Consider the following 23,659-nt stretch of genomic DNA (forward strand, 5'->3'; position numbering starts at 1 on the left):
CCAAGCGAGACCTCAACATGGGGGGATCATGAACGCCATCACTGTCCTGAGCTGGAATTTCGAGAACAACGGGAAAAAGGACCCGACGCGACGCCGTGACGGCTATCAGACGCTCGCCAGCCTGAGCCCGGACCTGGTGTTTCGCCAGGAGATGTGGGATGCGGGGCAGGACGGCAAGCAGGTCATGTCCGAGGCCGAGAACCTCCTCGGGATGCGGGGCTGGCTCGGCGCCTCCAGTTGCACGGCCATCTTCGCCAGCAACGACTTCACGCCCGTGCGGGAATGGTCCACCAGCTTTCCGTACGTGCTGCCACCGACCGCACTGACCCTGCGGTACACGCCTGCTGGCGACCGAGCACTCCCCCTCGTTGCGGTGTCCTATCACCTCAACTACGCCAGCACGGCCCACCGGCTCGCCGAGACAGAGTGGCTCAGCACATGGGCCGACAAGAAGTGGCAGATTCCTGACCGGCCCTCCGTCACCTTGCCCGCGCTCATGGGGGGCGACAACAACTCCTACCCGGTCCCCGGAATTCCCGGTGATCCGGCGCTTCCGGAACTGGAAGCAATCCAGGACCGGCCACACCGCCTGCACCGGTCCTACGTCGGCGCGGACGGCGCCCGGCGGATGGATACGCGACCGGACGAAGCACTGCGCACCGCTGGTCTGCAGGACGTTGCCCGCCATCGTGCCCTCGCCGGGGATGCGGGCGCGGTGGCGCGGACGGTGAACGCCTGTGACACGCACGGACCGGACTCGCGGATCGACCGGGTGTACGCCACGCCGGAGCTGCTGCCGGCCGTCGTGTCGGTCGATGTGATCGAGGTCCCCCTCGATCTGTCCGACCACCACATCGTGCGTGTGTGCCTGGACGCCGACGCGCTGATCGACGCCCTGAGAGCTCCCTTCGCCGCGGCGCCCTGACGGCTCGGCGGGGAGAGGGCACGAGGCGGCCTGCGGACGCCATCGCCGAATCTGGTGACACGGCCACCCGCGAGGGTGATTGTTCGACGGCTGCGGCACAGGCCGCCCTTATCCCGTCGCGGCCAGATCAAGCGAATCGAAGTCCAGTGCGACAGATCGCCCGGAAATGGCCGTGACGCCACACCGGAGGGGGTCGTTTCCCCCGGTGTTCCACTCATTCGTTCGACATGAAGGGGTGCGATGCAGTGCAGACCCGATCACCTGATGCGCAGCCAGGTATTCGAACGCGACCGGTGTTGCCCCGTCAACCCGGCTCCTCCGGCAGGCGTGCACCTGGAGGCAGGCCGATGAGCGGGAACACGGTGATGCCGCCCGAGGTGGACCTCTGGGTGAAGCGCAAGGTGCCTGGTGTGGAGTTCATTGCCGACGCTCCCTGGCCGCGCCGGTCCAGTTCGCGGGTGTGGCGCGTGCACCTGCGGACGCACTCCGTCTACGTCAAGGTGAGCCGGAACGCGCTCCGCTACCAGCGTGAGGTGTATGCCTACCGGCATGCTGCGGCAGCGCTCGGCGCGGGCCGGGCGCCGCGGCTGCTCGACACCGATCCTCGCTTGGGCGTGATCATGACGTCGGCGCTGCCGGGCTCCCGGGTTCTGGGGCTGAAACTGCGGACGGGGCAGGAGCGGACGGTGCATTCGCTCGCCGGCGGCCTGCTGCGGCGTTGGCACGAGCTGGAGCACCCCCATCCCGCGGCCCGCGCCCGCGCGATCGCGGATGTCGACGAAAAGGTGGAGGCGGCGGCCGCCCATGTGCCGAAGGTCGCTCATCTCCTGTCCGACCGGCACAGGAGCGGGATCGAGCGGGCCGGACAGGTACTGCGGCTACTCGCCCCCTACCTGCCGCTCGGATTTCGCCACGGTGACTTCCAGGCCAGGAACTGGCAGTGGGACGGCGCGGTGCGGACCCTCGGGCTCTTCGACTTCGAGGAGTCTGGCAGCGGCATAGCGGTCGAGGACTTCGTGTGGCTGGCCGCCGACACGTGGCCCTCGCAACCTCATCTCCAGACCGCGTGCCAAGCGGGATACGGCCGCGATCTCTCCGCTGACGAGGCCCGTGCACTGGACGCCTACTCGGTGCTGGCCGCCCTCGACGACCTGCAGTGGGCGCACCGCAACAACGACGGTGCCGAGATCGCCCGGGCAGTGAGCATCCTCGAGCGGGTGAGTGCCCGACTGCTCTGAGTCCGTCCGGCCCGACCGCACGGATCACTCCTGCCCGTTCCGACGCCGCGCCCCGTACCGTCACCTGCTGGAGGCAGTCCCCACCATGCACGCCCCCGAATCTTCCGATCCCGGCCTCGATACCCCCTCCCCTCACCCCTGGCCGGTGCCCCACTCCGCGCGGCCACGCGCCGGGACGTGCCCGCTGGCCCTGAGAAGGAGAGGGTGCGCAGCGCGGCCGCGGACGACGCCCTGCACGTCGCTTCCGGTGCGGTCCGGCGCCGCGGCAGGCGAATCCGTGGGGAGGCGGCGATGAGTGAACAGACCGACGTGGACAACGGCGAGACAACGGCCGAGGTGCCGCGCCCGCGCGCCGAGATCCTCCCCCCACCGCCCGCCACGACGCCCAGCATCGTGCAGAACGGGGACGAGGAGGCGATGGTCGAGGCCTGGTGGCTGCTGCACCAGGGCGCGGCCGCCCGTGCCAGCGTGTGGCAGATCCTGGGCGAGCTGCCCCGCACCGTGCGGCAGGTCGGCGGCTTCGCCTGGCGGGCGAACCGAACTGCAACCGTCGCCCTGGTGGTGCTGCAGACCGCCTCGGCCGTGTTGTCCGCCTTCGGGCTCGTCGCAACGGTGGGGGTGGCGCAGCACATCTTCGCCGACGGCCCCACCCCTGACCGGGTGCGCGCGGCTGCACCCCAACTGCTGCTTGTTGTCGTCCTGTTGTCCCTGCGCGCGGCGCTCGAGTACGGAGTCACGGTCGCGCAGGGGAAGCTGACTCCCTTGATCCGGGCCGCTCTGGAGCGCGACTTCTACCGCCTCACCTCGCATGTGAAGCTCGAAGCGGTCGACAGTCCGACCTGGCAGGACGAGTGTTACCGAGCCCGCAACCAAGGGCTCCACTACGCACGGCAGATCGTCGGTCACGTCGTGACGCTCGCCGCTGCCGCGCTCGTACTCGTCGGCACCGCGAGCGTCCTTGCCGTCCTGCATCCGCTGCTGTTGCTCCTGCTGCCGCTGTCCGTCCTGCCTGTCGGCGCGGCCGCGGTGAAGTCGGCAAAGGCCCGGTTCCACAGCTTCCGCCAGTTCAACGAGATGTCCCGGCGCACCGACGTGTTCTCGTGGCTGATGCTGGACCGCGACACGGCAGCCGAACTGCGCTCCCACACCGCCCAGCGGGCACTGCTGGACGAGCACGCCCGGCTCACCGAGCAGATCACCGCCGAGGACATCCGGTTGAACCTCGCCGAAGCCCGCATGTCCCTGATCGGCAGGAGCGCCGGGGGAATCGGCACCGGCATCACCTACGTGGTCCTTGGCCTGATGCTGATCCACGGCTGGCTGCCACTCGCCGCTGGCGCGGGCGCCGTCCTGGCTCTGCAGAGTGCCCGCTCGTCCATGACCCGCGTCGTGGACGTCGCCCACCTGCTGTACGAGACCAGCCTGTGGGTGGGAGATCTGCTGGAACATCAGCAACGCTGCCGAAACCTGCTGCCGCGCCGAACCGGGGTCGCGGCCCCCGACACCATCACGACCATCACCCTCGACGACGTGCACTACACCTACCCCGGCAAGGACACACCCGCTCTCGCCGGGATCAGCCTGACTCTGCACGCCGGGCAGACGGTCGCCTTCGTCGGAGCCAACGGATCAGGAAAGAGCACCTGCTCAAAACTGCTGGCCGGCCTGTACGACCCCACGGACGGCGAGATCCTCTGGGACGACGTGCCCACAACGCACTACGACACGGAATCCGTACAGGCCCAGGTCGCCTCGGTCCTGCAAGATCCGACCCGGTACCCCTTCTCCGCCCTGTCCAACATCACTGTCTCCAGAGGGACCCTGACAAGGGCGGAACCACAGCGCGTCCTCGACGCCGTTGTCGCTTCCGGGGCCGACCAGGTCATCGCCGGCCTCCCGGGCACCTGGTCCGCCACGCTGTCCAAGCGGTTCCGCGGCGGCCAGGAGCTGTCGGCGGGCATGTGGGCGAAGGTCGCGGTGGGCCGCGGCGAGTACAAGGATGCGCCGGTGCTGCTGCTGGATGAGCCGACGGCCAGCATGGACCCGCGCGCTGAACACGCCGTCTACCAGACCGTGCTGCGCGGCAAGCGCCGCCCCGACCGGATCACCGTGCTCATCTCTCACCGGCTCGCGTCCGTCATCGACTGCGACCACATCTACGTCTTCGACAACGGCCAGATCATCGAATCCGGCACACACCAGGAGCTGCTGAGTCTCAAGGGCGAGTACGCAGCGATGTTCGCCCTCCAGGCCGCCGGCTACCAGGCCACCGAGGTCGCGGACACATGACGCTTCCCCTTGCCCGTCTCCCGACGAACGACTGACGAGCCCGATGACCGTCTCACCCGTGTCCAGGTGTCCACGGTCCGCGGACGACCCCGACGGCCTGGACAGAACCCCAACCTCCCCGAGCATGTAAGGAACCAGCGTGCCGCCCACCCGACCCCACGTCCGGAAGGTCGCCGACACCGCGCCGGACGGTCATCCTCAGCTACGCGAGGCTCCGTCCGGCGCCGGTCGGCCGTGTGACGAGGCGCCCGAAGGGACCGAACTCCACATCATCGGAGTCCACCTCTACCTCCAGAACTCGCACGGCCAGATCCTGCTGGGCCTGCGTCACCCGGACTCCAAGTTCGGGGCGAACGAGTGGCACTTCCTGGCTGGGCACTGCGAGCGAGAGGCCGCGGTCAGATGCCTGGTCAGAGAGGCGGAGGAAGAGGCGGGTCTACTCGTCGATCCCGACAGCGTCGAGCTCGTACACGTAATCCACCACAGCGACTCGCCGACTGCGCGGCCGCGCATCGGGCTCGTGTTCCGGGCCCACTCATGGTCCGGCACCCCGAAGCTCCTGGAGCCCGACCGGTGCGTGGAGTGGCAGTGGTGGGACCCGACGGATCTTCCATCCGCCGTTGTGCCGTACAGCCGAGTGGCGATCGAAGGGATCGTCACCGGGCGTCTGTACTCGGAGACGGGATGGGGCGAGTAGGCGGTGAGCACCCTGGACACGAGCCCGGCACAGGCCGGCCCGGGCACAAAGCAGGAGGCGCGACCAGCCGATGGGGACGCGCCCGTGGACACCGCGGCCGCGCGGGCGGCGATGGTCACCCGGCTCGAAACGGAAGGCGCGCTGGGCGCGGGGCTCGTACGGGATGCGCTGCTGGTGCTGCCTCGTGAGCGACTGATGCCGCAGGCCTACGTGCGTCGCAACGCCCGGGAGGAAAAGCCGGGCCGTTGGGACCTGTTGGACTGGGCGGAGCCGCAGGACCAGCCCGAGCTGCTCGGGATTCTGTACGGCGGGGCCAGCGTGCTCGTCCAGCACAACGGGGAGCGACTGGTGGGACGAGCCCGCGGGTCGCGGTCGGGCGAGTCGATCACGTCGGCGGCCACGCTGATGAGCCTGACCACCGCGCTCTTGGAGGAGCTGGATCTGCGCCCCGGTCAGCGGGTGCTGGACGTCGGCACGGGCGCGGGGGTGACGGCCGCAGTGGCCTGCCATGTGTGCGGCGACGAGGGAGTGGTCACCCTCGACCGGGACCAGCACCTCGTCGAATCGGCCGCGCTGCGGCTCGGCGACCTCGGCTTCCAGCCCGAGGTGGTGTGTGGCGCTGGTGAACAGGGAGTGCCGGGACGGCAGTTCGACAGGATTCTCATGTCGTACACAGTCGATCACGTACCGCCCGCCCTGGTCGCGCAGCTCGCGCCCGGGGGCCGGCTGCTGGCGCATGTGACCACGGCCTCCCCATCGTGGCCCGCCCTTGCGATCGTCGAGCGCACCGCCGACGAGGAGATCCAGGCGGAGCTGCGGGCCGTGGAGTTTGCCCACCAGGCCGGCCGTGATCTGGAGAGGATCTGGCTCAGCGAGGAGTTCCGGCAGCGTATCGCCGCCGAGCCGGGCACCTGGACGCAGCGGAGCAAGCTGAGGCCGCCGGCCGACAGCGACCGGGGCCTGTGGCTTGCGGCCGACCATCTACTCGGCGGACTGGTAAGGGACTTCGGCGCCGATCACCTGGTGATCGGGGCGCCCGGCTGCGGATCCTGGCTGCGGGTCGAGCCGACCGGCCCGACGCGGTGGAACGTGAGCATCCAAGGGCCCCGGGACATTTGGAAGGAAATCCAAGACCTCGCCGTTCGATGGCGGGCGGCAGGCTCACCCGACCGCTACGGCCTCGTCATCGCCCCGGACGGCGGGCAGCGCGTCCGGTCGCCGTGCGGCCGCTTGACCTGGCACCTGCCCGTCCCCCGTCCAACTGCTCAGGGAGTTGCCTCGTGACCGGTCCCCGCACGTCCTCTCCAGGCCGCACACCGGAGCAGCATCCCCTGTTCGGGGCTGCGGCCACCGACTACGAGCGCTACCGGCCCGGTGTTCCGACGCCTGCGGTACAACTGCTGGCCGACGTGCTGCAGGGCCGGCCGAACCCGGTCCTCCTGGACCTGGGCACGGGCACCGGGCAGGTGCCCCGGGCGCTCCTGTCCGCCGCACCCGGGTTGGCGCACATCGAGGCGGTCGACTCCAGCCAGCAGATGCTGGACCAGGCCCGCGACGCTCTCGCGCCGAAACTGGGCGGCTGCACCCTCCGCCTCGTCCACGCAGCGGCCGAGGCGTACACACCGCTGCCCGGAGACGAGGCGCACTCCCCGGACTTGATCACCTGCTGCCGGGCGTTCCACTGGATGAACCGTGCGGCGGTGCTGGCGATGGCGGACCGGGTGGCCGCGCCGGACGCCGCTGTCGCGATCATGGGCGACGGTAGCCTGTGGACCCATGAGGCGGACTGGACCCGGGCGCTCCGCGAACTAATCCAGCACTACCTGGGCGCCGAGCGCCGGGCCGGCACTGGTGCCGCCTACCGTGAGCCTGGCCGCTCGTACGAGGAGGACCTCGCCGCATCGGCGTGGAATGAGGTCACCGAGCACGCCTTCCCCGTGGACCGTGCCTGGGCGCCGAAGGATGTGATCGGCTACCTGCGCAGCACGTCCTTCGCGGGCCCGGAGCTTTTCGGCGAACAGCACGCCGCCTTCGAGGCCCAGGCCCGGACGCTGCTCGACGCCCACGCCTGCGGTGGTTCCCTCATTGAGCACGCCGTCTTCACGGTCCTCCTCGCCCGGCGCGGCGGAGGTGCGCGGTGAACACAGGGCAGCGGCACACCGAGCCGGTGGACGTTCATCTGATGCTGCTGCGCGAGGGTGCGCAGGGGCTGGAGGTCTTGCTGTCGCGGCGGGCGGGGCAGGTGTATGCGGCCGGGCTGTGGCACCTGCCGTCCGGGCACCTGGACGGCCCGCACGAGGACGTCGTAGACGCTCTGGTGCGTGAGGCACGCGAGGAGACCCGTGTCGTCATCGTCCCGGGCGACGTGCGGGGAGCCGTCGTTGTCCACCACCGCAGCCCGGGCGGCGCCTCGCGTAGCGGCTACTTCTTCGAGGTCCGCAACTGGCTCGGGGAGCCGCACGTCGCCGAGCCGGACGTATGCGACGCCATGATGTGGGCGCGGCTCGACGCCCTGCCGGACGGGATGGTGGCGTACTGCCGTGCTGGCCTGGACGCCTACCGCGCTGGCGCCCGGATCGCCGTGCACTTCCAGTTGCCCGGTGACGCCATCGCCTACGAACCCGGCGCAGACCGTCTGCGCCTGGTCCCGGACGCGACCGGCCCGGCCTGCGGCACCCGTCCCGATGCTGCCCTCGAGGCCTTCGCGCAGCGCGCGGTGGGCCGGATCACTGAGTGGACCGACACCTCGTGGACAAGGGAGAACAGCCGCGTCTGGCGTGTGCGGGGTGCCGGCGGCGGCACCTGGTACGTGAAGGCCCATCAGAACGACAAGTTCCATGGCCGGGAGGTCCGGGCGCTGCGGACCTGGGCCGGGTCGCTGGGTTCGGCCGCGCCCCGGCTGGTGGCCGCCGACGCGGAACTGCGGGCCGTCGTGGTCACCGCGCTGCCCGGCCGGCCCCTGCACGGCAGGATCCTCGCCCCGGCTCGGGAGCGAGAGGTCTTCCGCCGGATTGGTGTGCTCGCGCGCCGTATCCATGAGGCCTCGCCTCCGCGGCCCGCTCCCGCGGGCAGCGGCCCGGCCGTCGATAAGGCCGACCGGCACCTGGAGGCGGCGCGCCCTCATCTCGCCCCTGGCGATGAGGAGTTCGTTCGTGCGTTGGTCCGACAGGCCGAGGACCGGCCGCTGGAGTGGGTGGAGACCCACGGCGACTTCCAGCTCCGCAACATCCTGCACAACGACTTCGACGCCCCCGAGGACGCCGAGGACAGCGTGGCCGTGATCGATCTGGAGCGGAGCGAACCGGGTCCTGCGGTGCGCGACCTGGTCCGTCTGTCCGATGCCTGGGCCAGTCGGCCTGACCTGTATGAGGCGTTCATGGATGGGTACGGCAGGCCCCTGACGGCTGCCGAGGAAGCCCGCCTGGTCATCGACACGACGCTCGATGCGGTGAGCGGCATCCAGTTCGGTGCCGCCCACGGCCATCCGGAGCTGGTCGAACGGGGCCACCGGGCGCTGGCCCGCCTGCGCGCCGAGCACGAAGCCAACTCGCCTGCGGGAGATCCTTCATGAGCCGCGACAATTCGCCCGCACTTACCGTCGGGGCGCCGGGCGCCGTGCAGCAGGCGCCGGTCCGCGCGGCGGCGCCTGCCGATGCCGAGGCCATCGTGCGAATGCGCTCCGAGTACATCCTGTCCGAGCCGTTGAGCGAGGAGTGGATCCGGCGGTGCACGGCCCAGCTGGCGCCTCGGCTGGCCACGGGCGGGGATGCGCGGGCGTTCGTCATCAACGCCCCGGACGGTTCGATGGCCGCCTGCGCCCTCGGCCTGATCCATCCCGTGCTCCCGGCGCCCGCCTATCCCAAGGGGCTGGCCGCGCGCGTGCATGCCGTCGCCACACACCCGGGCTTCCGGCGTCGCGGCTACGCCCGGGCGGTGGTGACCGCGCTCCTCGAGCAGCTCCATGCCGAACACATCACGCTGTTCGAGCTCCACGCCAGTGAGGAGGCCGCCCCGCTGTACCGCGACCTGGGGTTCGCCAGCAGTGCGGCGCTGATGCGGATGACGCGCCTGGAAGTGTCGGCCGCCATGGGCGAGCAGGCAGCCAGCCGCGGCCTGCCGGAGGGCGGCGAGGGCTCCGGGTGGATGCCGCCCGAGGTCTATGCCGAGACGGTGCTGAAGGCGACCTGTTTCGCGTGCCTGTACTTCACCGACGAGGACGACCAGCCGCTGCAGTTGCATTCCGTCTACTCGCCCGCGCACCCGTGGCAGCTGGTGGGCGGCACGATGGATCCCGGCGAGCGGCCTTTTGGCACGGCGGTGCGTGAGTGCCGGGAGGAGACCGGGCTGACGGTGTCTGGCCCGCCGCGTCTGCTGGCGACGGTGTACGGGCTGCCCGGTGCCGAGTGGCCCTACAGCACGCTCGGCCTGGTCTTCGACGGCGGCCGGCTCACCGCAGATCAGATCCGCGGCATAGTGCTGGATCCGCGTGAGCACGACGAGGCGCGCGTGCTTCCCCTGGCCAAGTGGGAGGCGCTGATGCCGCCTCGCGACTTCGCCCGGCTGAGCGCCGTGGCCGAGGCCCGTCGCACCGGCGTGGCCGCCTATTTCGACGCCTGGGACTGGGGGACCGAGTGAGCAGCATTGTGTTGATGTCCGATCGGCGGATCGCCGCGATCCCCCTCACGGACTGTGGCGAGGGGCTCGTGGACGTGCGGGTGCACGGTCTGAAGGTCGATGCCCGCAAGCAGGATGCGGCCGGGGCCTTTGCCCACGTGCGGCAGGGGGTGCTGACCCGGCTGCTGCACGCCCAGTCACTGCTGCCCACCGGGGTGGATCTGCTCTTTGTCGAGGGGTATCGGCCGCCGGCGTTGCAGCGGAGGTACTTCGAGGAGTACTCCGACGAGTTGGCCCGCACCCATCCGGACTGGCAGGCCGCCGCGATCCGGGAGGCCGCTAGCCGTTTCGTGTCGCCTCCGGAGATTGCGCCGCACTCCGCCGGTGCGGCTGTCGACGTGACGCTTGTCGACCACCAGGGCCGCGAGTTGGACATGGGTGTCCGGGTCAATGCGTCGCCGGAGGAGTCGGCGGGCGCCTGCTACACCGATGCCGTCGGTCTCAGCGATCGGGCCCGTACGAACCGGGACACCCTCAAGGCCGCGCTGTCCGCGGCCGGACTGGTCAACTACCCGACCGAATACTGGCATTGGTCATATGGCGACCGATATTGGGCGTTCGCCACTAAACAGCCGTTCGCCCTGTACGGGCCTCTTGTGCTGCCGCGGCAGCACGGCACTACCCGCCGTTGACGTATCAGGAGAGGGATCTGTGGGATACACGCGGACTGACTGGTCCAAGCACTACGCCGATGGGAATGGCTTCCGACAGCTCGGGGACAAGGAGAAGGCCCTGCTCGCCGAGCACGCACCGGCCCCCGCCGGTGGCCGGGCCCTCGATGCGGGCTGCGGCACCGGCGAGTTGGCGGTGTTCCTGGCCTCGCTCGGTTACACCGTGGACGCTGTGGACTTCGCCGAAGGCGCCCTCGATCGGGCCCGGGCGGAGCACGCTGCGGTCGAGGGGGTTCGCTGGCTATGTCTGGACCTTGAACGCGACGACCCGGAACCGCTCCACGAGGACGGGTACGACCTGGTCACGCTGCGCTTGATGTATCCCTTCCTGGCCAACCGGATGAGTGCCGTGCACGCGCTCGGTGAGCGGCTGCGGCCCGGCGGCGCCCTCGTCGTGATCACCCCGGTGGTCGAGCACACGCCTGAGGAGCGCCGCAGGATCGCTCTCGATGAGGACGAGATCGCTCTGCTCACCGAGGGGTGGGAGACGGTCGAGCGGTTGGAAGCGGACCAGCTCGCCGTCCTGGTCCTGCGCGGCCCCTGCCACACCGGCACCCGGGCGGTGGAGCGGCAGCGACCGCCCACCGGTCTGGCCGTGACGGGCGCCCTCGCGGTCGTCACCGACGAGGCCGGCCGGGTCCTCCTCGGGCGCTCGCACCGGGGAATGTGGGAATTGCCAGGAGGTAAGAGCCACGGCTCGGAGTCTTTCGAGGCGGCCGCGGTACGCGAACTCGCCGAGGAGACCGGGCTCACCGCCGAGGCCGAAAACGCGTATGTGGTGACGATGCTCGCCGACGCCGCCGCCGGCGTCCCGCGGCTCACGGCGGTCGTCCGCATCACCGACTGGTCCGGCACCCTCGCCAACCCGGAGGCGGACAAGTTCGCCCGCTGGGAGTTCGTCGACCTGCACGCCCTCGCCTGCGCCGGTGCCGTGTTCGTCCCGGCCGCCCAGACGCTGGATGCCGTGTGGCCCGGAATCATCCCCGACCTGCCGCCCGTGCACTCCTACCTGCTCGCCGTCGAGCAGCCGCCCGTGCCGGGTGAGCCGGCGGCGGCGGCCCGGCTGCGTCAGGCGATGGCCGAGATGGTGATCGACGGTGGCTGGGCCCCGTCCGATCCGGTCCGCGATGCGCTGCGGACCGTGCCGCGTCACCGCTTCGCCCCGGAGGCGAGCCTCGCGGACGCGTACGACGGCGGCGACCGGGACGTGATCACCCGGCGCGATGAGACCGGAGCGGCGATCAGCTCGGTGTCCGCGGCGTGGCTCCAGGCTGACATGATCGAGGCTCTGTGCCTGACGCCGGGCGCGGTCGTGTTCGAGGCGGGATCCGGCGGCTATAACGCCGAGTTGATCGCCCACGTCGCCGGGCCCGATGGACGCGTGGTCACCGTCGACATTGACCCCTGGGTGGTGCGCCGCACCCGCCGGTTCCTTACAGAGGCCGGCAGCGGCCGGGTCACCGTCGTCGAAGCCGACGCGGCCCTCGGCGCACCCGCCCGCCTCGTGCCCCGCGGCGGCTTCGACGCCAGCGTGGTCACCTACAACTGCTGGGACATCGCCCCGGCTTGGTGGGAGCATTTGGCCGAGGGCGGACGCCTGGTCCTGCCGCTGGAGATCGGCGGCTACACCCGGGCGATCGCCTTCGAGCGGCGTGGGCAGGTGCTGGAGGCGCGGCACTTCACGTACTGCGGGTTCGTCCGCGACCAGGGACAGCAGGCCCGCAGTATTCCGGTTGCCACCCTGCTCGGCGGCGGCCTGACGCTTCGCTTCGAGCACGGCACCGCCGCTGACACGGACGGCCTGGAGGAGGCGCTGCGCGGGGCGCGGCATGAGGTCGCCACCGGCGTGACCACGGGGGCAGGGGTCTTCTTCGGCTCCCTGCAGCTGTACGCGGCCACCACGCTGCCCGGCTTCTGCCGGCTGGCCGCCCACCAGGACCCGGACCAGGGCGTGACCGGCATCGCGAAGGGCCGTGACGTACCCGCGATCGTCGGCGGTGCTTCGCTCGCCTACCTCACTCATGTCCAGATTCAGGATGGCGAACGCCGCGAGGACAAGAAGTGGGAGTGGGTGGTCCGCGCCTTCGGCGAGCAGGGCCCGCGACTCGCCGAGCAACTGGCCATCACAGTGCGGGCCTGGGACCGCCACGTGCGCGCCGACGACAACAGCAAGCACGCTGATCCCGCCTTGACGGTCTACCCGGCCGGGACGCCTGACGATCTGCTGCCCGCAGGGGACGTCCTGGACAAGGAGCACTGCCGCCTGGTGTTCCGGTGGCCGGGGCGTGACGCGCTGCTCCCCCGCCCCGTTGAGCGCCGCGAAGGCCGCCGTAGCGGCGGAGGGGGTGTGACGGTGGAACCGGCAGTGCGCGAGGCGGTGTTCGCCCCGCCGACGGAACACAACGACGGGGAGCGGATGCGGCGCGCGCACGCGGCTGCCGCGCGCCAGTTCCAGGTGCCGGTGTCGGGGCCGGAGGTGTGGGGGTGGCAGGGCCGCACCCTGGGACGCCGGGCCGGGGACTGCTGGTTGCGGGTCGTCGCCGCCGCGGTGGACAAGGCCGGCGGACGGCTGTGGGAGGGCACGGCGCTCGCGGACACGGCAGTTCCCCGGCCGGTGCCCCGGCCCCGGCTGCGGGGCCTGCTCGACTGGAGCGCCGACGATCAGGCCTACCGTGCCGAGCTCACCGAATACGTCGGCGCGCGTCCGCTCGCCGACGGCACCCCCGCGCTCGCAGGGGACGTGCCCCTCCCTGACTCATGGTGGGCGGATCTGCGCGCCGCTCTGGACACGCTCGCCGCAGTGCCCACTGATCGGGAGTCGGTACGGCAGCGGTGGGTCGACACCAACTTCCGCCGGTTCCTCGGTATCGACCCGATGCAGATTCACGACTACACCACCGGCCACGGTGATCTGCACTGGGCGAATCTCACGAAGGCCCCTTTAGTGATCTTCGACTGGGAGAACTGGGGCCGACTGCCCGTCGGCTATGACGTGGGCCTGCTGCACGCCTACTCCCTTGCCGCGCCCGTGACCGCGGCGCGGATTCGCCGCGAGTTCGCCCACGTCCTTGACACTGCTTCCGGCCGGGCCGGGGAACTTGTCGCGCTCGGCCAGCTCCTGCAGGCGTGCCACAGGGGCGTCCACCCGGTTCTCGCCCCGCTCATCGCCCGCCGGGCCGAGTACCTGACCGGCACCCCCGTACCCGCTCCCTGACCAACCCGGAGCCCGACCGTGCACCAAGTAACCCGGCCAGCGAAGCCGAACGAGGAGACCATGCCCAGCGCACCCCACCCGCCCGGACCCGACCACCCCACCGGCGCCGCCGACTCGGGCGACCGCTCCGACAGTGACGCGGCATCGGCAGCCAGCGCCGCTGAACCGACACTCAAGGTGCGAACCGGGCGCTGCGAGTGCGGCCACACAAGGTACGAGGTGACGGGTGATCCGGACGACCCGCATCTGTGCTCGTGCCGGCATGAGACGCGCATCTCCGGCGGGCCCGCCGTCCTGTGGGTCGGATTCCGCAAGGACAGCCTGAAGTGGGTCGGGCCGGGCGGCGAGCCGACCTGGTATCCGAGCTGGCCGACCTTGCACCGCGGCTTCTGCCCTCGCTGTGGGAGCCAGCTCGTCTCGGTCGCCGACGGCTCGGACATGGTCATGGTGACCGGCTTCAGCCTCGACGACCGCAGCGGCACCGATCCCGTCGGTCATTCGCACAGCAAGGAGGCGGTGCCGTGGATGACCATCGCTCTGGCCCCCGACCCGCGTGCCCCGCAGCCGGACACGACGTCAGCATGAGGGTCGCAGAGCAGATGATCACCGCGGTCGCCGGGACACTGATCCTGGCGTACGGCGTGCACCCGGCTGAGGTGACCCAGATCCCAGTCGGCACCGCGACCTGGAATTACTTGGTGACCACCGGGTCGGGGCGCCGGTACTTCGCCAAGGTCTACCTCTGCCACGCCTCCGTGGCTCGGGAGCGGGAAGCGGTGGAGCTCGCCGCCTTCGCGCGCAGCGGCGGTGTGCCGGTGCCCGCTGTCCACCCCACCCGCGAGGGCGCTCTGGTCGAGAAGGTGGGCCGGTTGCCGATGTCCCTGTGGGAGTACGTAGACGTTGCCGAGACCGCTGAAGGCGGTCTTGCTGGTGCACGGTGGCCGGCGGTCGGGACGGTTCTGGGACGGCTGCACCGCCATCTCGGCACCCACCCCGCGGCCGTGCCGCGGGTGCGGGATGGTGCCGAGGTATGTGACCTGAAGCGGGCACGGGCGCGGTTCGAACATCTGGTCAGCGAGTACGGTCGCTGCGGCCGACTCAGCCCGTTCGAGGAGTGGGCCCTGGACGCCGCCCGGCAGCGCCTGGCCCTACTCGATCGCGTCGCGGTCATCCTGGACGGGTTGCCTGCGCTGACGGAGCAGGTAGTCCATGGGGACCTCGCCGCCCCGAATCTACTGCTGCGCGGGGACAAGGTGGCGGCCGTGGTGGACTTCCAGCCGCCGCGGCCGCGCTACCTCGCGTGGGAGGTGGCCCGGATCGGGTGCGATCCGCGGACGGTCCTCCTCGGCGACGAGTGGCTCACCGGGCTGCCCGCGCTCCTGGCCGCCTACCGGGACGAGTACCCGGGCCTACCCCTTGAGGATCTGCTCTGCAGCGTGGCCGTGGGCTGCGCCTACACGCTGGCCTCGACCTACCCGCTGGCCGAGCCGCTGGACGACCCGGCTGCCGTCGACGCGCCGCTCGAGGCGTATGGGCGGGCGCGGCACGAGGCGGCGCTGATGCTGCTGGACCGGCTGCCCGAGGTGGAGGGGGTCCTGCGTGACGCCCTCAGATGAGTCCCGTCAGCAGACCGCTTCTTCCTGCGGCCCATGGCGGAATCGTCGCACCGCGCCGGCGACCAACCGGCTCCCCGCTGTCGGGAGCGTGCAAGGACGACTGGATGAATGACGCCGAGTACCCGCCGAACGTACTGCGCTTCCGCCCGCGCGAGGGTGCGCCCTCGCCCGCGGTCAGGAGCGGGATAGCGCACTGGCCGCTGCAGTTGCGCCAGCATGCGCCGGTCGGTCCCCACGGCCGCCCCTACTTCTTGCTGTCGATCCGCATGAAGGTGCCCTCCGGACGGTCCCGGGAACACACCGTGCTCGTCGAGGACCACGCGCCCCGCGCGCACATCTCCAACAGCATGACGTTCGGGCACATCCACTCCCGACTTCAAGAGCCCCATGGTGGGCAGCCCTGTGGATACGCCGGAGAACGCTCCAGCCCCATTAGCGCCGAGGAGGCCCGCCTGTACCGGCAGTTCGTCGTCGAGGACGGTCCCCGCGACGGCCTCGGCGAGGTGACGGTGACCGTCCGGGTGGAGAACCGCTCGGGCGCACCGGTGCTGGACCTGAAGCGCACGTTCTCCGAATGCAACCTGCTGCGCGACGTTCGCTCTCTGCTGCCGCTGATTCCCGAAACTCCGTTCGGGGGCTCCGTATGAGCGGGCCTGCTGTGACGCAACGACGAGAGGAGACAGGTGTGTTGCCGAGCCTACTTGCTGTGCTCGCGCACCCCGACGACGAGGCACTCATGTGCGGGGGTGTCCTGGCTCAGCACGCCGAAGCGGGCGCCCGCGCGGCCGTCGTCACCGCGACCTGGGCGGCGGACAGCCCCCGCGCCGGCGAGCTCGCCGACTCCGTGACAGCCCTCGGGCTGGGCGAGGCGCCGCGCATGCTCGGTTACGCCGACCACCGTGTTCCCGATTCCGCTCCTGGGCGCCCGCGATGGTGCGATGTGCCCCTGGAGGAAGCCGTCGGCGAGCTGGTAGCCCACATCCGGCAGGTGAGGCCCGACGTCGTCGTCACACACGACGCCTACGGGCAGCTGACCGGCCACCCCGGCCACCGGTACACCCACCAGATGACCCTGCTCGCGGTGGCCGCCGCCGGGCTCGCTCGGCGATACCCGGATGCCGGCCCGCCATGGCAGCCAGCCGCTCTCTACCTCGCGACCCACCCCGACTCGGGCACCGGATACCTCGGCGAACTGCTGCACCAGGTCGGCAAATCGGTGCTGAGCGTCCCCGACCAACACGTCAGCGCGACGGTGGACGTGCGGCCGTGGCTGGCCCACAAGTGGGCCGCGATCCTCGCGCATCGCAGCCAGGTAGAGCGGGAGCGGCCGTTGCCGGGGATCTTGTCTCGGCTCCCGGAAGAGGTCCGTCACCGTGTCATCGGCACCGAGTACTACACCCGCATCAGCCTGGCCCACTCCCCCGGCCTGACGCATCTTGCGCCCTGATCCCGTCACCGGTCGGTGCACCGGACCGCCTCGCGTGATCCGCACAGAAGGAGCCTTTGATGGACGCCTCACACCACACAAGTCCCGCCGCTCTTCCCGCGCCGCGGCTGATGTCGCACGCCGAGTACTCACGTTCCCGGCACGCGGTCTGGCTCAGCGCCGCGGCCCTGTTCACCGATCCGCTCGGGCGCATCCTGCTGGTGAAGCCCACCTACCGTGAGCAGTGGCTGCTGCCCGGTGGTGGCGCCGAGCCCGGGGAGAGCGCCGCCCAGGCGTGGGTGCGGGAGGTCGGCGAAGAGCTCGGTGTAGAGCGGACGCCGGGCCGACTGCTGGCCGTGCACTGGCTTCCTCCGGATCATCCGGACATCGATGCCGGGAAGATCGTGCCCGGTGAGGTCCGCTACGTCCTGGACGGCGGCACCCTGACCGAGGAGGAGATCGCGGCGCTGCGCGTACCCGCCGATGAGCTGCTGGGCTTCGAGTTCGTCGACTCCACGCGGGCCCACGAGCGGATGATCCCGGTCGACGCGCAGATCATGCTCGCCGCGCTGCGCGCCCGGCTGTCCGGCACGACCGCGCACCTGGAAAGCGGCCGGCACGTCGGGGAGCTGCCGGTGCTGGACCGCCACGAGGTGTACGTCCGGCCGCGGGCCGGCCGGACATGGCCCTGGCACCCGGAACCGGTGCCGGACGCTCTGCAGGTGAAGCAGGCGTGGGGGTGGCTGTTCGTGCCGGACGGCCGCGTGGTCCTCGTCGTGGATCCCGGTAACCGGCTCCCTGCCCTTCCGGGAGGAACCGTCGAAAGCACGGACGCTTCGCCCGAGGAGGCTTTGAAGCGTGAGTCGTTCGAGGAAGCCCAGGTGACCACCGGCGACGACATCGTGCGGCTGGGCTGGGTCTATGACGCGACCGGGGAGGTCTACGGCGGTATCGGGCCGTGCGCGCGCCTCCGCCTGGCCGCCCCCGTCACGACCGTGGGCCCGGGCGGGGTGGATCCGGCCACCGGCCGCACCTTCGCCCGGCTCCTCGCCACCCCCGACCAGGCGGCCGCGCTCCTGGGCTGGGGTGAGACCGGCTACCGGCAGGCCGAGCTCGCCGCCCGCTGCGCGCACGAGCGGTGGGGCATCCCTCACGCGGTGCTGGGCCCGGTCACCGAACTGCGCGCCACGCACGCATGAGCGCGCCGTTCACTCCGGCCCGCGCCCCGCCCGCGCCGCCAGTTCGCCCAGTTCCAGCAGCCAACTCAACAACCGACAACGGGAGGGGACTTCGTGCGGACGATACGTCTTGCCAACCTCAACGCCTACAAGCTCGGCCGCGACACCATCGACACCGCGTCGTGGAAGGCGCGCGTGACCGCCATCGGCGAGATCGCCCCGGATATCCTGGCCCTCCAGGAAGTGATCGTCGACGAGACCCGGCCATCCGCCGAATGGGCGACCGAGGCGTCAACGGTCATTCAGCAGCTCGCCGCCGAGACCGGGCTGAGCGCCACCACTGTGCACGCGGACGGCGCGCCGGGGCCCACCGCGATGGCCAACAACCTGGCGCGCGGCTGGTATACGGCGCTGCTGTGGAACCCCAGCACCGTCACGCCGATCCCCGGGGGTTTCCGCCCGTACGGGGCGCCAGACTTCTGGCACGGCTTCACGACCATGCGGTTGGACGTCGGGGCCGCCGAGCCGGTCACGGTCGCCTCGTACCACGGTGACCCGTTCCGCGGGAACTGGCGGCGGGACGAGGCGTTCCGCATCAAGAGCGCCTTCCGCACCACCGGCGGCGCCAAGCCCGGCCTGGTGCTGGGTGACTTCAACGCCCTGTCGGCCGCGAAGGCCGACGGGCCGGAGGGCGAGCAGTACTACGACCCCGAGCCCTACCTGCACCAGGACCACGACGACCTGGAGTACCAGCTGTTGGAGGGGACGATCGGCACCACGCAACTGGCCGACCGCCGCCAGAGCGAGGTGCTCCTACGGCGCGGGTTCATGGTCGATGCCGCGGCCCATCTCGGGGCGGAGTGGCAGGCGACGGTCGGGCACTGGGAGGACGGGCAGGGTGACCCCGACCCGTGGGGTGCGCGCCGCATCGACCTGGTGTACGCCACCCGGCCCGTCGTGCCGGCCCTGGTCAGCTACCGCACGCACACCAGCCCGGCGGCGAGGACCGCCTCGGATCACCTGCCGGTAATCTGCGAGATCGACCCGTCCAAGATCAGCGGGGAGGTGTGATGCGGGACTTCTGGGAGACCCATCACTGGCCCGAGGGGGAGCGGCGGGCGCACTGGCACCTGCTGTTCGAGGACCAGCCCACCGTGCACGACTTCGTGCGGTCCCACGCCGAACTCCTAGCCGAGTACCCAGAGTTGAGCCCGGTCCCGGTGGAGTGGCTGCACGCGACGCTTCAGTCCATCGGCCCGCTCACGCCCGAGACTGCGACCGCGGTGGCGGAGGCCGCTCGGCCGGCACTGGCCGGGATCGAGCCGTTCGAGATCGAAATCGGACCGGCTCAGGCGATCCACAACGGCGTCGTGCCGGCGATCTACCCCGAGGACGGGATCTCCGAGCTGTATTGGGCGCTGCGTCGCGCGACCGAGAGCGTGGTCGGCGCGGAGACGATGCCGAAGCCCCCCGAGAGGTTCTGGCCCCACCTGAGCCTGGCCTACAGCGGCGCCCAGTGGAATCACGACGACCTGGCTCGGGCCCTGGTCAGGCTCCGCCCGCCGCGCCCCCGGATGATCGTGACCCGAGCTGTTCTCGTCGACCAGGAACAGGCCTGGCGGGACAAGTACACCTGGAGGGTCATCGCCGAGGTACCGCTCGGCGAACGCGGCGCGCGGACGTAGCCCCTCCCGTCGCCCGCACCGACGCGCGCCGACGCCCCCGACCTCCGTACGAGAACTGAAGGGCATTCCTGTGCAGATATCGACCGGGGAACTCTCCGGCGGTGGCCGCCCGTCCGAGGACCGCATCCTCGTCAACGCCGACTCCACCTTGGTGGTCGTCCTCGACGGCGTCTCCACCCTGACCGATGACACCCCCCGTGGCGGCTGGTACGCCCAGACGCTCGGCGAGGCAGTCATGGCCGTGCACGATCGAGCCCAGCACCTCGACCTGCGCGACACGCTCCACGTAGCCCTGGCCGCGGTGGCCGGCGAGCACAATCTGGTCCCGGGCTCCTCGCCGGCGGCCACCGTGGCGATCGTGCGCCACCGCCCCCACGACCACATGGTCGACGCGCTCGTCCTGTGCGACTCACCCGTGGTCGTCGAGCAGCGCAACGGCATCGAGGTGCTGCGCGACGAACGCCTCGAGACCCTCGTCCGTCTCTCCCCCGACCGGGACGTCATGGCCGAACAGCTGCACGCCGGCTGCGGGTTCACCGCGCCCGAACACCGCCGAGTCGTGCAGCAGCTGCGGGATCACCAGATGCAGCACATCAACCAGGACGGTGACCCGCTGGCCTACTGGGTGGCCGAGGCGACGCCGGCGGCCGCCCGCCACGCCGTGGTGCGCTCCTGGCCGGTCTCGGACATCAAGCGCATGTGGGTCATGACGGACGGCGCCCTGGCCGGTGTCGAGCCCTACGGGCTCTGGTCCTGGGAGGCGTTCGCCGACGCCTGCACCGCAATCGGGCCCCAGCAGGTGGTCGAGGCCATCCACACCTACGAGCACACCGACGACCCGGACGGCATCAAGCACCCCCGCTACAAGATCTCCGACGACAAGGCCCTGGCCTGCGTCGGTTTCGGCCCGGGCGACTGAGCAGCCCCGCCCCGGGGGCGCGCACAACGGCGCGCCCCCGGGGTGCGGGAGCGCCTCGTACCAGCCCGACAGCCACAGCGGAAGGAAACCGAGATCATGAAGAGGTTCGTCCCACACTTCCAGGGAGCGCCGTGGGCGGACGGGCAGCGGGTCCTGCACGTCTACCTGCTGCCCGACCTGGCAGTGGATCGCGAACTCGACCGGCTCGCCGGCGCCTGCCACGCGTCCATGGAGCCGTACCCGATCGCCCTCCTGAAAGGGGGGCAGCTGCACGCGACCGTGGAGATGGTCGCCGACACCACCGCGGACCAGATCCCGGCCGCTGAACGCGAGGACCTCGTCGAGGCGCTGCGCAAGCACCTCGCCGACGTGGTGCCGTTCCAGGTCACCGCGGGCTCCCCGATCGCCAACAAGGCCGGCGCCTTGTTGGACCTCTCCCCCGACGAGCCGCTGGTCGACCTCAAGGGGCACGTCCAGGACGCGCTCGTCGAGGCCCGCGGCCGGGACGTGCTCCAGCACGACGGCGGCCGTCACCACATGTCCCTCGGCTACGCGTACGACACAGCCGACGGCGACTCCCTGCAGAGCGCGCTCCGCACGATCACCCCGAGCCATGTCCCGTTCCACGTCGCTCACGCGCACCTGCTGGACGTCACGTTCCACGAGCACCCGCGCGAAGGCGGCCTGACGGCGTGGGAGATCTCCTGGTCCCCCGTCGCCGCGATCCCCCTGGGCGCCGCCTGATCACCCCAGCCCTGCCCACCAGGGGCGCGGCGCTTCCGAGCACCGCGCCCTTGGCTCGCCCCTCCGAACCCATCGAAGGAAGTCGATGCCGCCGTCAACACCGATATCCCTCCCGCTCGTTGTCGGGGAGCACCCGTCTGATGCCCTGGACGACCTCGCCCCGCTGTGGCGCGAGCTTCTGCACCACCACGTGGCCTGTGCTCCTCACCTCGGCAAGTTCGGCGAGGTCCGCTCGGCGGCCGAATCCTGGCAGATTCGCCGAGCGCAGTACCTGGCCTGGCTGGAGGAGCCCGACGCGACGGTCCTCACCGTCCGCGAGGACGGCCGGCTCCTTGGCTACGCCTTCGCCCGGATCGTGGCGGCGGCCGGCTCGTGGAAGTTCAGCGACCGCGTCGGAGTTCTGGAGACCCTGGTGGTGGCCGCCGAAGCCCGCGGCCGCGGGCTGGGGCGACGGCTGCTCCAGGCGGTCGGCGAGCACTGCCGGGCCCGGGGCGCCACGTCCCTGCGGATCAGCGTGATCGACGGCAACGACGCCAGCTCCTTCTACGCCCGCTACGGTGCTTTCCCCTTCACCAGCACCCTCCTGCTCCCCCTCCCCGTCCGCGGCACGGCGGTGCCTCCGCCCCGGCCGGCCGCGGCGGAGGGCGGCTCCGGGTCCTGGCAGGTGGTCGAGCACGTCACGGTCCCCAAGGGGGCTGCGGGCGCGAACGAGGACGAACTCCTCATCACGGACGAGCTGGTGGCCGTGATCGACGGGGCCACGGACAAGAGCGGACGGAACTACGGAGGGCTTACCGGCGGTGCGCGTGCCGCGCAGTGCGTCCGCGACACCCTTGCCCGCATGGCGCCCGGCACGACGCCCGGTGCGGCGGTGGAGCAGATCACGGCTGCGTTCGCCGAGCTGCGCGAGCGGTGGAACGTCCCGGCCGGCGATCCGGTCGCGCCCAGCGCGGTCGCGGCCGTGGTGGTCCCGGCCCTTGGTCTCATCTGGCGGGTGGGCGATGTCCACGTGGCGCTGCGGCGCGGAGCGACCTGGACGCGCCTGCCCGCGACGAAACGGATCGACGATGTTCTGGCCGGCAGCCGCGCCGCGTACACGCACTGCATGCTCGCCAGCGGCCGGTCGGAGGAGGAGATCGCGGAACACGACCCGGGCCGCGCGGTGATCCTGCCGATCCTGAAAGAGCAAGGGCGGCTGGCCAACCGGCCGGGCCCGTACGGCTACGGCGTCTTCGACGGCACCCCCGTACCGGCCGGCTTCGTGGAGATCATCGCATTCGACGGCGACGTGGAGGAGGTCGTGCTGGCCACCGACGGCTTCCTGTCGCCGGCGGCGACGCTGGTGGCCGCCGAGGCCGAGTTGCGGGAGGCCCTCGCCCAGGACTCCCTGCGTATCGGGGTGAATCCCGGCACGAAGGGACTCCGGCCCGGCGCGGACAGCTTCGACGACCGGACGTACGCCCGCATGCGCCTTGCGCCGGATCCCACCCGGACCAGGCCCCTCCCCGCGGCCGCCAGCCGAGGCGATGGGCTCCTGGAGCGCCTTCACTCGCGGGCCGAACGCGCCTTCAGCGAGGGGGCGTTCTCGCGCGCCGACGTGCTGTACGGACACGTCCTGAACGCCCTGGAGCAGTCCGGGGCGGCAGGTACCGCGCCGTACCTGGAAGCGCTGCACGGCCACGCCCTGGTCTGCTACGGCCAGGGACGGTGGGCCGCGGGCGAAGCCCGGCAGCGGGAGGTCCTGCGGGGCCGGGAGCAGCTCGCGGGGCCCACGGCGGGCGAGACGGTCGGGGCAATGGCGCGGCTGGCCGAGGCCGTCGGTGAGCAGGGCCGGTGGGAGGAGGCCGAGACGCTGGCGCGCGAGGCCGTCGCGCGTGCCGAGTCGGGGCTGCCGGCCACGCACGAGGAGGCCCTGGCCGCGCGGCTGGCCCTGGCCTGGGTGCTCCAGCGCACCGGGGCGGACACCGCTGAGGAAGTCCTGAGCGTCCTGACGCAGGAGTCGGCCCAGGTACTCGGGAACCGGCACCGCACCACCCTGGCCTCGCGGCACCTGCTGGTGCGCCTGCTGCGCGAGCAGGAGCGCTACCCGGAGGCCCTCGACGTCGCCCGCGACCTGACCGCCGCCCGCGCCGCCACGCTGGGACCCGAGCACCCGCACACCCTGCGGGCGCAGGCGGACCTCGCCGTGCTCCTGTACCGCACCGGCCAGTCGGAGGAGGCCGCCGGCCTGGCGCGCCACACCCTTGCCGACAGCGCCCTGATCACCGAACTGCTGGGTACCGACCAGCACCACCACCAGCAGATCCGCTCCACCCTCGCGGAGTTCGCCACCAGCGGCTGACCGCGCCCCACCCCTTCTTGTCACCCCGCCCATGGAGGAAAG

20 protein-coding genes are annotated in these 23,659 nt (G+C 71.2%); all 20 read left to right on the forward strand.

Features of this window, described 5'->3' with window-relative positions; translation table 11 throughout:
- Positions 1-28 precede the first annotated feature (28 nt).
- The 20 genes from ACFV3R_RS10480 (at position 29) to ACFV3R_RS10575 (ending at position 23,617) form a co-directional block, all read left to right on the forward strand.
- A complete protein-coding gene (locus tag ACFV3R_RS10480; RefSeq protein ID WP_385578751.1) occupies positions 29-925 on the forward strand; it encodes an endonuclease/exonuclease/phosphatase family protein in 897 nt (298 codons plus the stop codon).
- A gap of 347 nt (positions 926-1,272) precedes the next feature.
- A complete protein-coding gene (locus ACFV3R_RS10485) occupies positions 1,273-2,163 on the forward strand; it encodes an aminoglycoside phosphotransferase family protein (RefSeq protein ID WP_385578754.1) in 891 nt (296 codons plus the stop codon).
- Positions 2,164-2,454: 291 nt separating this feature from the next.
- Positions 2,455-4,452 (forward strand): ATP-binding cassette domain-containing protein, encoded by a 1,998-nt coding sequence (locus ACFV3R_RS10490; RefSeq protein WP_385578757.1) that lies wholly within the window; start codon positions 2,455-2,457, stop codon positions 4,450-4,452.
- Between the two features lie 139 nt (positions 4,453-4,591).
- Complete coding sequence (locus ACFV3R_RS10495) at positions 4,592-5,149, forward strand: NUDIX domain-containing protein (protein WP_385578760.1); 558 nt, start codon at positions 4,592-4,594, stop codon at positions 5,147-5,149.
- Between the two features lie 84 nt (positions 5,150-5,233).
- On the forward strand, positions 5,234-6,433 hold the full coding sequence (locus tag ACFV3R_RS10500) for a methyltransferase domain-containing protein (protein ID WP_385578763.1): 1,200 nt from the start codon (positions 5,234-5,236) through the stop codon (positions 6,431-6,433).
- Positions 6,430-7,290: a class I SAM-dependent methyltransferase gene (locus tag ACFV3R_RS10505; RefSeq protein WP_385578766.1), complete on the forward strand. Its 861-nt coding sequence runs from the start codon at positions 6,430-6,432 to the stop codon at positions 7,288-7,290. The genes ACFV3R_RS10500 and ACFV3R_RS10505 overlap by 4 nt, the downstream gene beginning before the upstream one ends.
- Positions 7,287-8,720: a phosphotransferase gene (locus ACFV3R_RS10510; protein WP_385578769.1), complete on the forward strand. Its 1,434-nt coding sequence runs from the start codon at positions 7,287-7,289 to the stop codon at positions 8,718-8,720. Before ACFV3R_RS10505 ends, ACFV3R_RS10510 begins: the two co-directional genes overlap by 4 nt.
- Complete coding sequence (locus ACFV3R_RS10515; RefSeq protein WP_385578772.1) at positions 8,717-9,784, forward strand: GNAT family N-acetyltransferase; 1,068 nt, start codon at positions 8,717-8,719, stop codon at positions 9,782-9,784. Before ACFV3R_RS10510 ends, ACFV3R_RS10515 begins: the two co-directional genes overlap by 4 nt.
- 14 nt (positions 9,785-9,798) lie before the next feature.
- Positions 9,799-10,455, forward strand: a complete 657-nt coding sequence (locus ACFV3R_RS10520; protein WP_385579148.1) for a M15 family metallopeptidase — start codon at positions 9,799-9,801, stop codon at positions 10,453-10,455.
- A gap of 19 nt (positions 10,456-10,474) precedes the next feature.
- The gene (gene fxlM / locus ACFV3R_RS10525; protein ID WP_385578775.1) at positions 10,475-13,708 is read left to right on the forward strand and encodes a methyltransferase, FxLD system; all 3,234 of its coding nucleotides are present in this window, start codon (positions 10,475-10,477) and stop codon (positions 13,706-13,708) included.
- 60 nt (positions 13,709-13,768) lie between these two features.
- Complete coding sequence (locus tag ACFV3R_RS10530; RefSeq protein WP_385578778.1) at positions 13,769-14,293, forward strand: GFA family protein; 525 nt, start codon at positions 13,769-13,771, stop codon at positions 14,291-14,293.
- Entirely contained in the window at positions 14,290-15,324 is a 1,035-nt protein-coding gene (locus ACFV3R_RS10535) for a phosphotransferase enzyme family protein (protein WP_385578781.1), read from the forward strand. Before ACFV3R_RS10530 ends, ACFV3R_RS10535 begins: the two co-directional genes overlap by 4 nt.
- Before the next feature lie 104 nt (positions 15,325-15,428).
- Positions 15,429-15,971, forward strand: a complete 543-nt coding sequence (locus ACFV3R_RS10540) for a hypothetical protein (protein WP_385578786.1) — start codon at positions 15,429-15,431, stop codon at positions 15,969-15,971.
- On the forward strand, positions 15,968-16,771 hold the full coding sequence (locus tag ACFV3R_RS10545; protein ID WP_385578790.1) for a PIG-L deacetylase family protein: 804 nt from the start codon (positions 15,968-15,970) through the stop codon (positions 16,769-16,771). The genes ACFV3R_RS10540 and ACFV3R_RS10545 overlap by 4 nt, the downstream gene beginning before the upstream one ends.
- A gap of 59 nt (positions 16,772-16,830) precedes the next feature.
- Entirely contained in the window at positions 16,831-17,949 is a 1,119-nt protein-coding gene (locus ACFV3R_RS10550) for an NUDIX domain-containing protein (protein ID WP_385578793.1), read from the forward strand.
- 93 nt (positions 17,950-18,042) lie between these two features.
- Positions 18,043-18,999: an endonuclease/exonuclease/phosphatase family protein gene (locus ACFV3R_RS10555; RefSeq protein WP_385578796.1), complete on the forward strand. Its 957-nt coding sequence runs from the start codon at positions 18,043-18,045 to the stop codon at positions 18,997-18,999.
- Positions 18,999-19,613, forward strand: coding sequence for a 2'-5' RNA ligase family protein (locus ACFV3R_RS10560; protein WP_385578799.1), 615 nt, complete (start codon positions 18,999-19,001; stop codon positions 19,611-19,613). The genes ACFV3R_RS10555 and ACFV3R_RS10560 overlap by 1 nt, the downstream gene beginning before the upstream one ends.
- 70 nt (positions 19,614-19,683) lie before the next feature.
- Positions 19,684-20,532 carry a hypothetical protein gene (locus ACFV3R_RS10565; RefSeq protein ID WP_385578802.1) on the forward strand — a complete coding sequence of 283 codons (849 nt, stop codon included), beginning with the start codon at positions 19,684-19,686 and terminating at the stop codon, positions 20,530-20,532.
- A 96-nt stretch (positions 20,533-20,628) separates the two neighbouring features.
- A complete protein-coding gene (locus ACFV3R_RS10570; protein WP_385578805.1) occupies positions 20,629-21,276 on the forward strand; it encodes a hypothetical protein in 648 nt (215 codons plus the stop codon).
- 85 nt (positions 21,277-21,361) lie between these two features.
- The gene (locus ACFV3R_RS10575) at positions 21,362-23,617 is read left to right on the forward strand and encodes a GNAT family N-acetyltransferase (protein WP_385578808.1); all 2,256 of its coding nucleotides are present in this window, start codon (positions 21,362-21,364) and stop codon (positions 23,615-23,617) included.
- Positions 23,618-23,659 lie beyond the last annotated feature (42 nt).

Source organism: Streptomyces sp. NPDC059740, from assembly GCF_042733155.1.
Classification (GTDB): domain Bacteria; phylum Actinomycetota; class Actinomycetes; order Streptomycetales; family Streptomycetaceae; genus Streptomyces.

Excerpts from the sequence above, each read along its gene's own strand:
- ACFV3R_RS10480 (WP_385578751.1), top strand. The coding sequence starts at position 29 with ATGAACGCCATCACTGTCCTGAGCTGGAATTTCGAGAACAACGGGAAA.
- ACFV3R_RS10485 (WP_385578754.1), top strand. The coding sequence starts at position 1,273 with ATGAGCGGGAACACGGTGATGCCGCCCGAGGTGGACCTCTGGGTGAAG.
- ACFV3R_RS10490 (WP_385578757.1), top strand. The coding sequence starts at position 2,455 with ATGAGTGAACAGACCGACGTGGACAACGGCGAGACAACGGCCGAGGTG.
- ACFV3R_RS10515 (WP_385578772.1), top strand. The coding sequence starts at position 8,717 with ATGAGCCGCGACAATTCGCCCGCACTTACCGTCGGGGCGCCGGGCGCC.
- ACFV3R_RS10520 (WP_385579148.1), top strand. The coding sequence starts at position 9,799 with ATGTCCGATCGGCGGATCGCCGCGATCCCCCTCACGGACTGTGGCGAG.
- ACFV3R_RS10530 (WP_385578778.1), top strand. The coding sequence starts at position 13,769 with ATGCCCAGCGCACCCCACCCGCCCGGACCCGACCACCCCACCGGCGCC.
- ACFV3R_RS10535 (WP_385578781.1), top strand. The coding sequence starts at position 14,290 with ATGAGGGTCGCAGAGCAGATGATCACCGCGGTCGCCGGGACACTGATC.
- ACFV3R_RS10540 (WP_385578786.1), top strand. The coding sequence starts at position 15,429 with ATGAATGACGCCGAGTACCCGCCGAACGTACTGCGCTTCCGCCCGCGC.
- ACFV3R_RS10545 (WP_385578790.1), top strand. The coding sequence starts at position 15,968 with ATGAGCGGGCCTGCTGTGACGCAACGACGAGAGGAGACAGGTGTGTTG.
- ACFV3R_RS10550 (WP_385578793.1), top strand. The coding sequence starts at position 16,831 with ATGGACGCCTCACACCACACAAGTCCCGCCGCTCTTCCCGCGCCGCGG.
- ACFV3R_RS10560 (WP_385578799.1), top strand. The coding sequence starts at position 18,999 with ATGCGGGACTTCTGGGAGACCCATCACTGGCCCGAGGGGGAGCGGCGG.
- ACFV3R_RS10570 (WP_385578805.1), top strand. The coding sequence starts at position 20,629 with ATGAAGAGGTTCGTCCCACACTTCCAGGGAGCGCCGTGGGCGGACGGG.
- ACFV3R_RS10575 (WP_385578808.1), top strand. The coding sequence starts at position 21,362 with ATGCCGCCGTCAACACCGATATCCCTCCCGCTCGTTGTCGGGGAGCAC.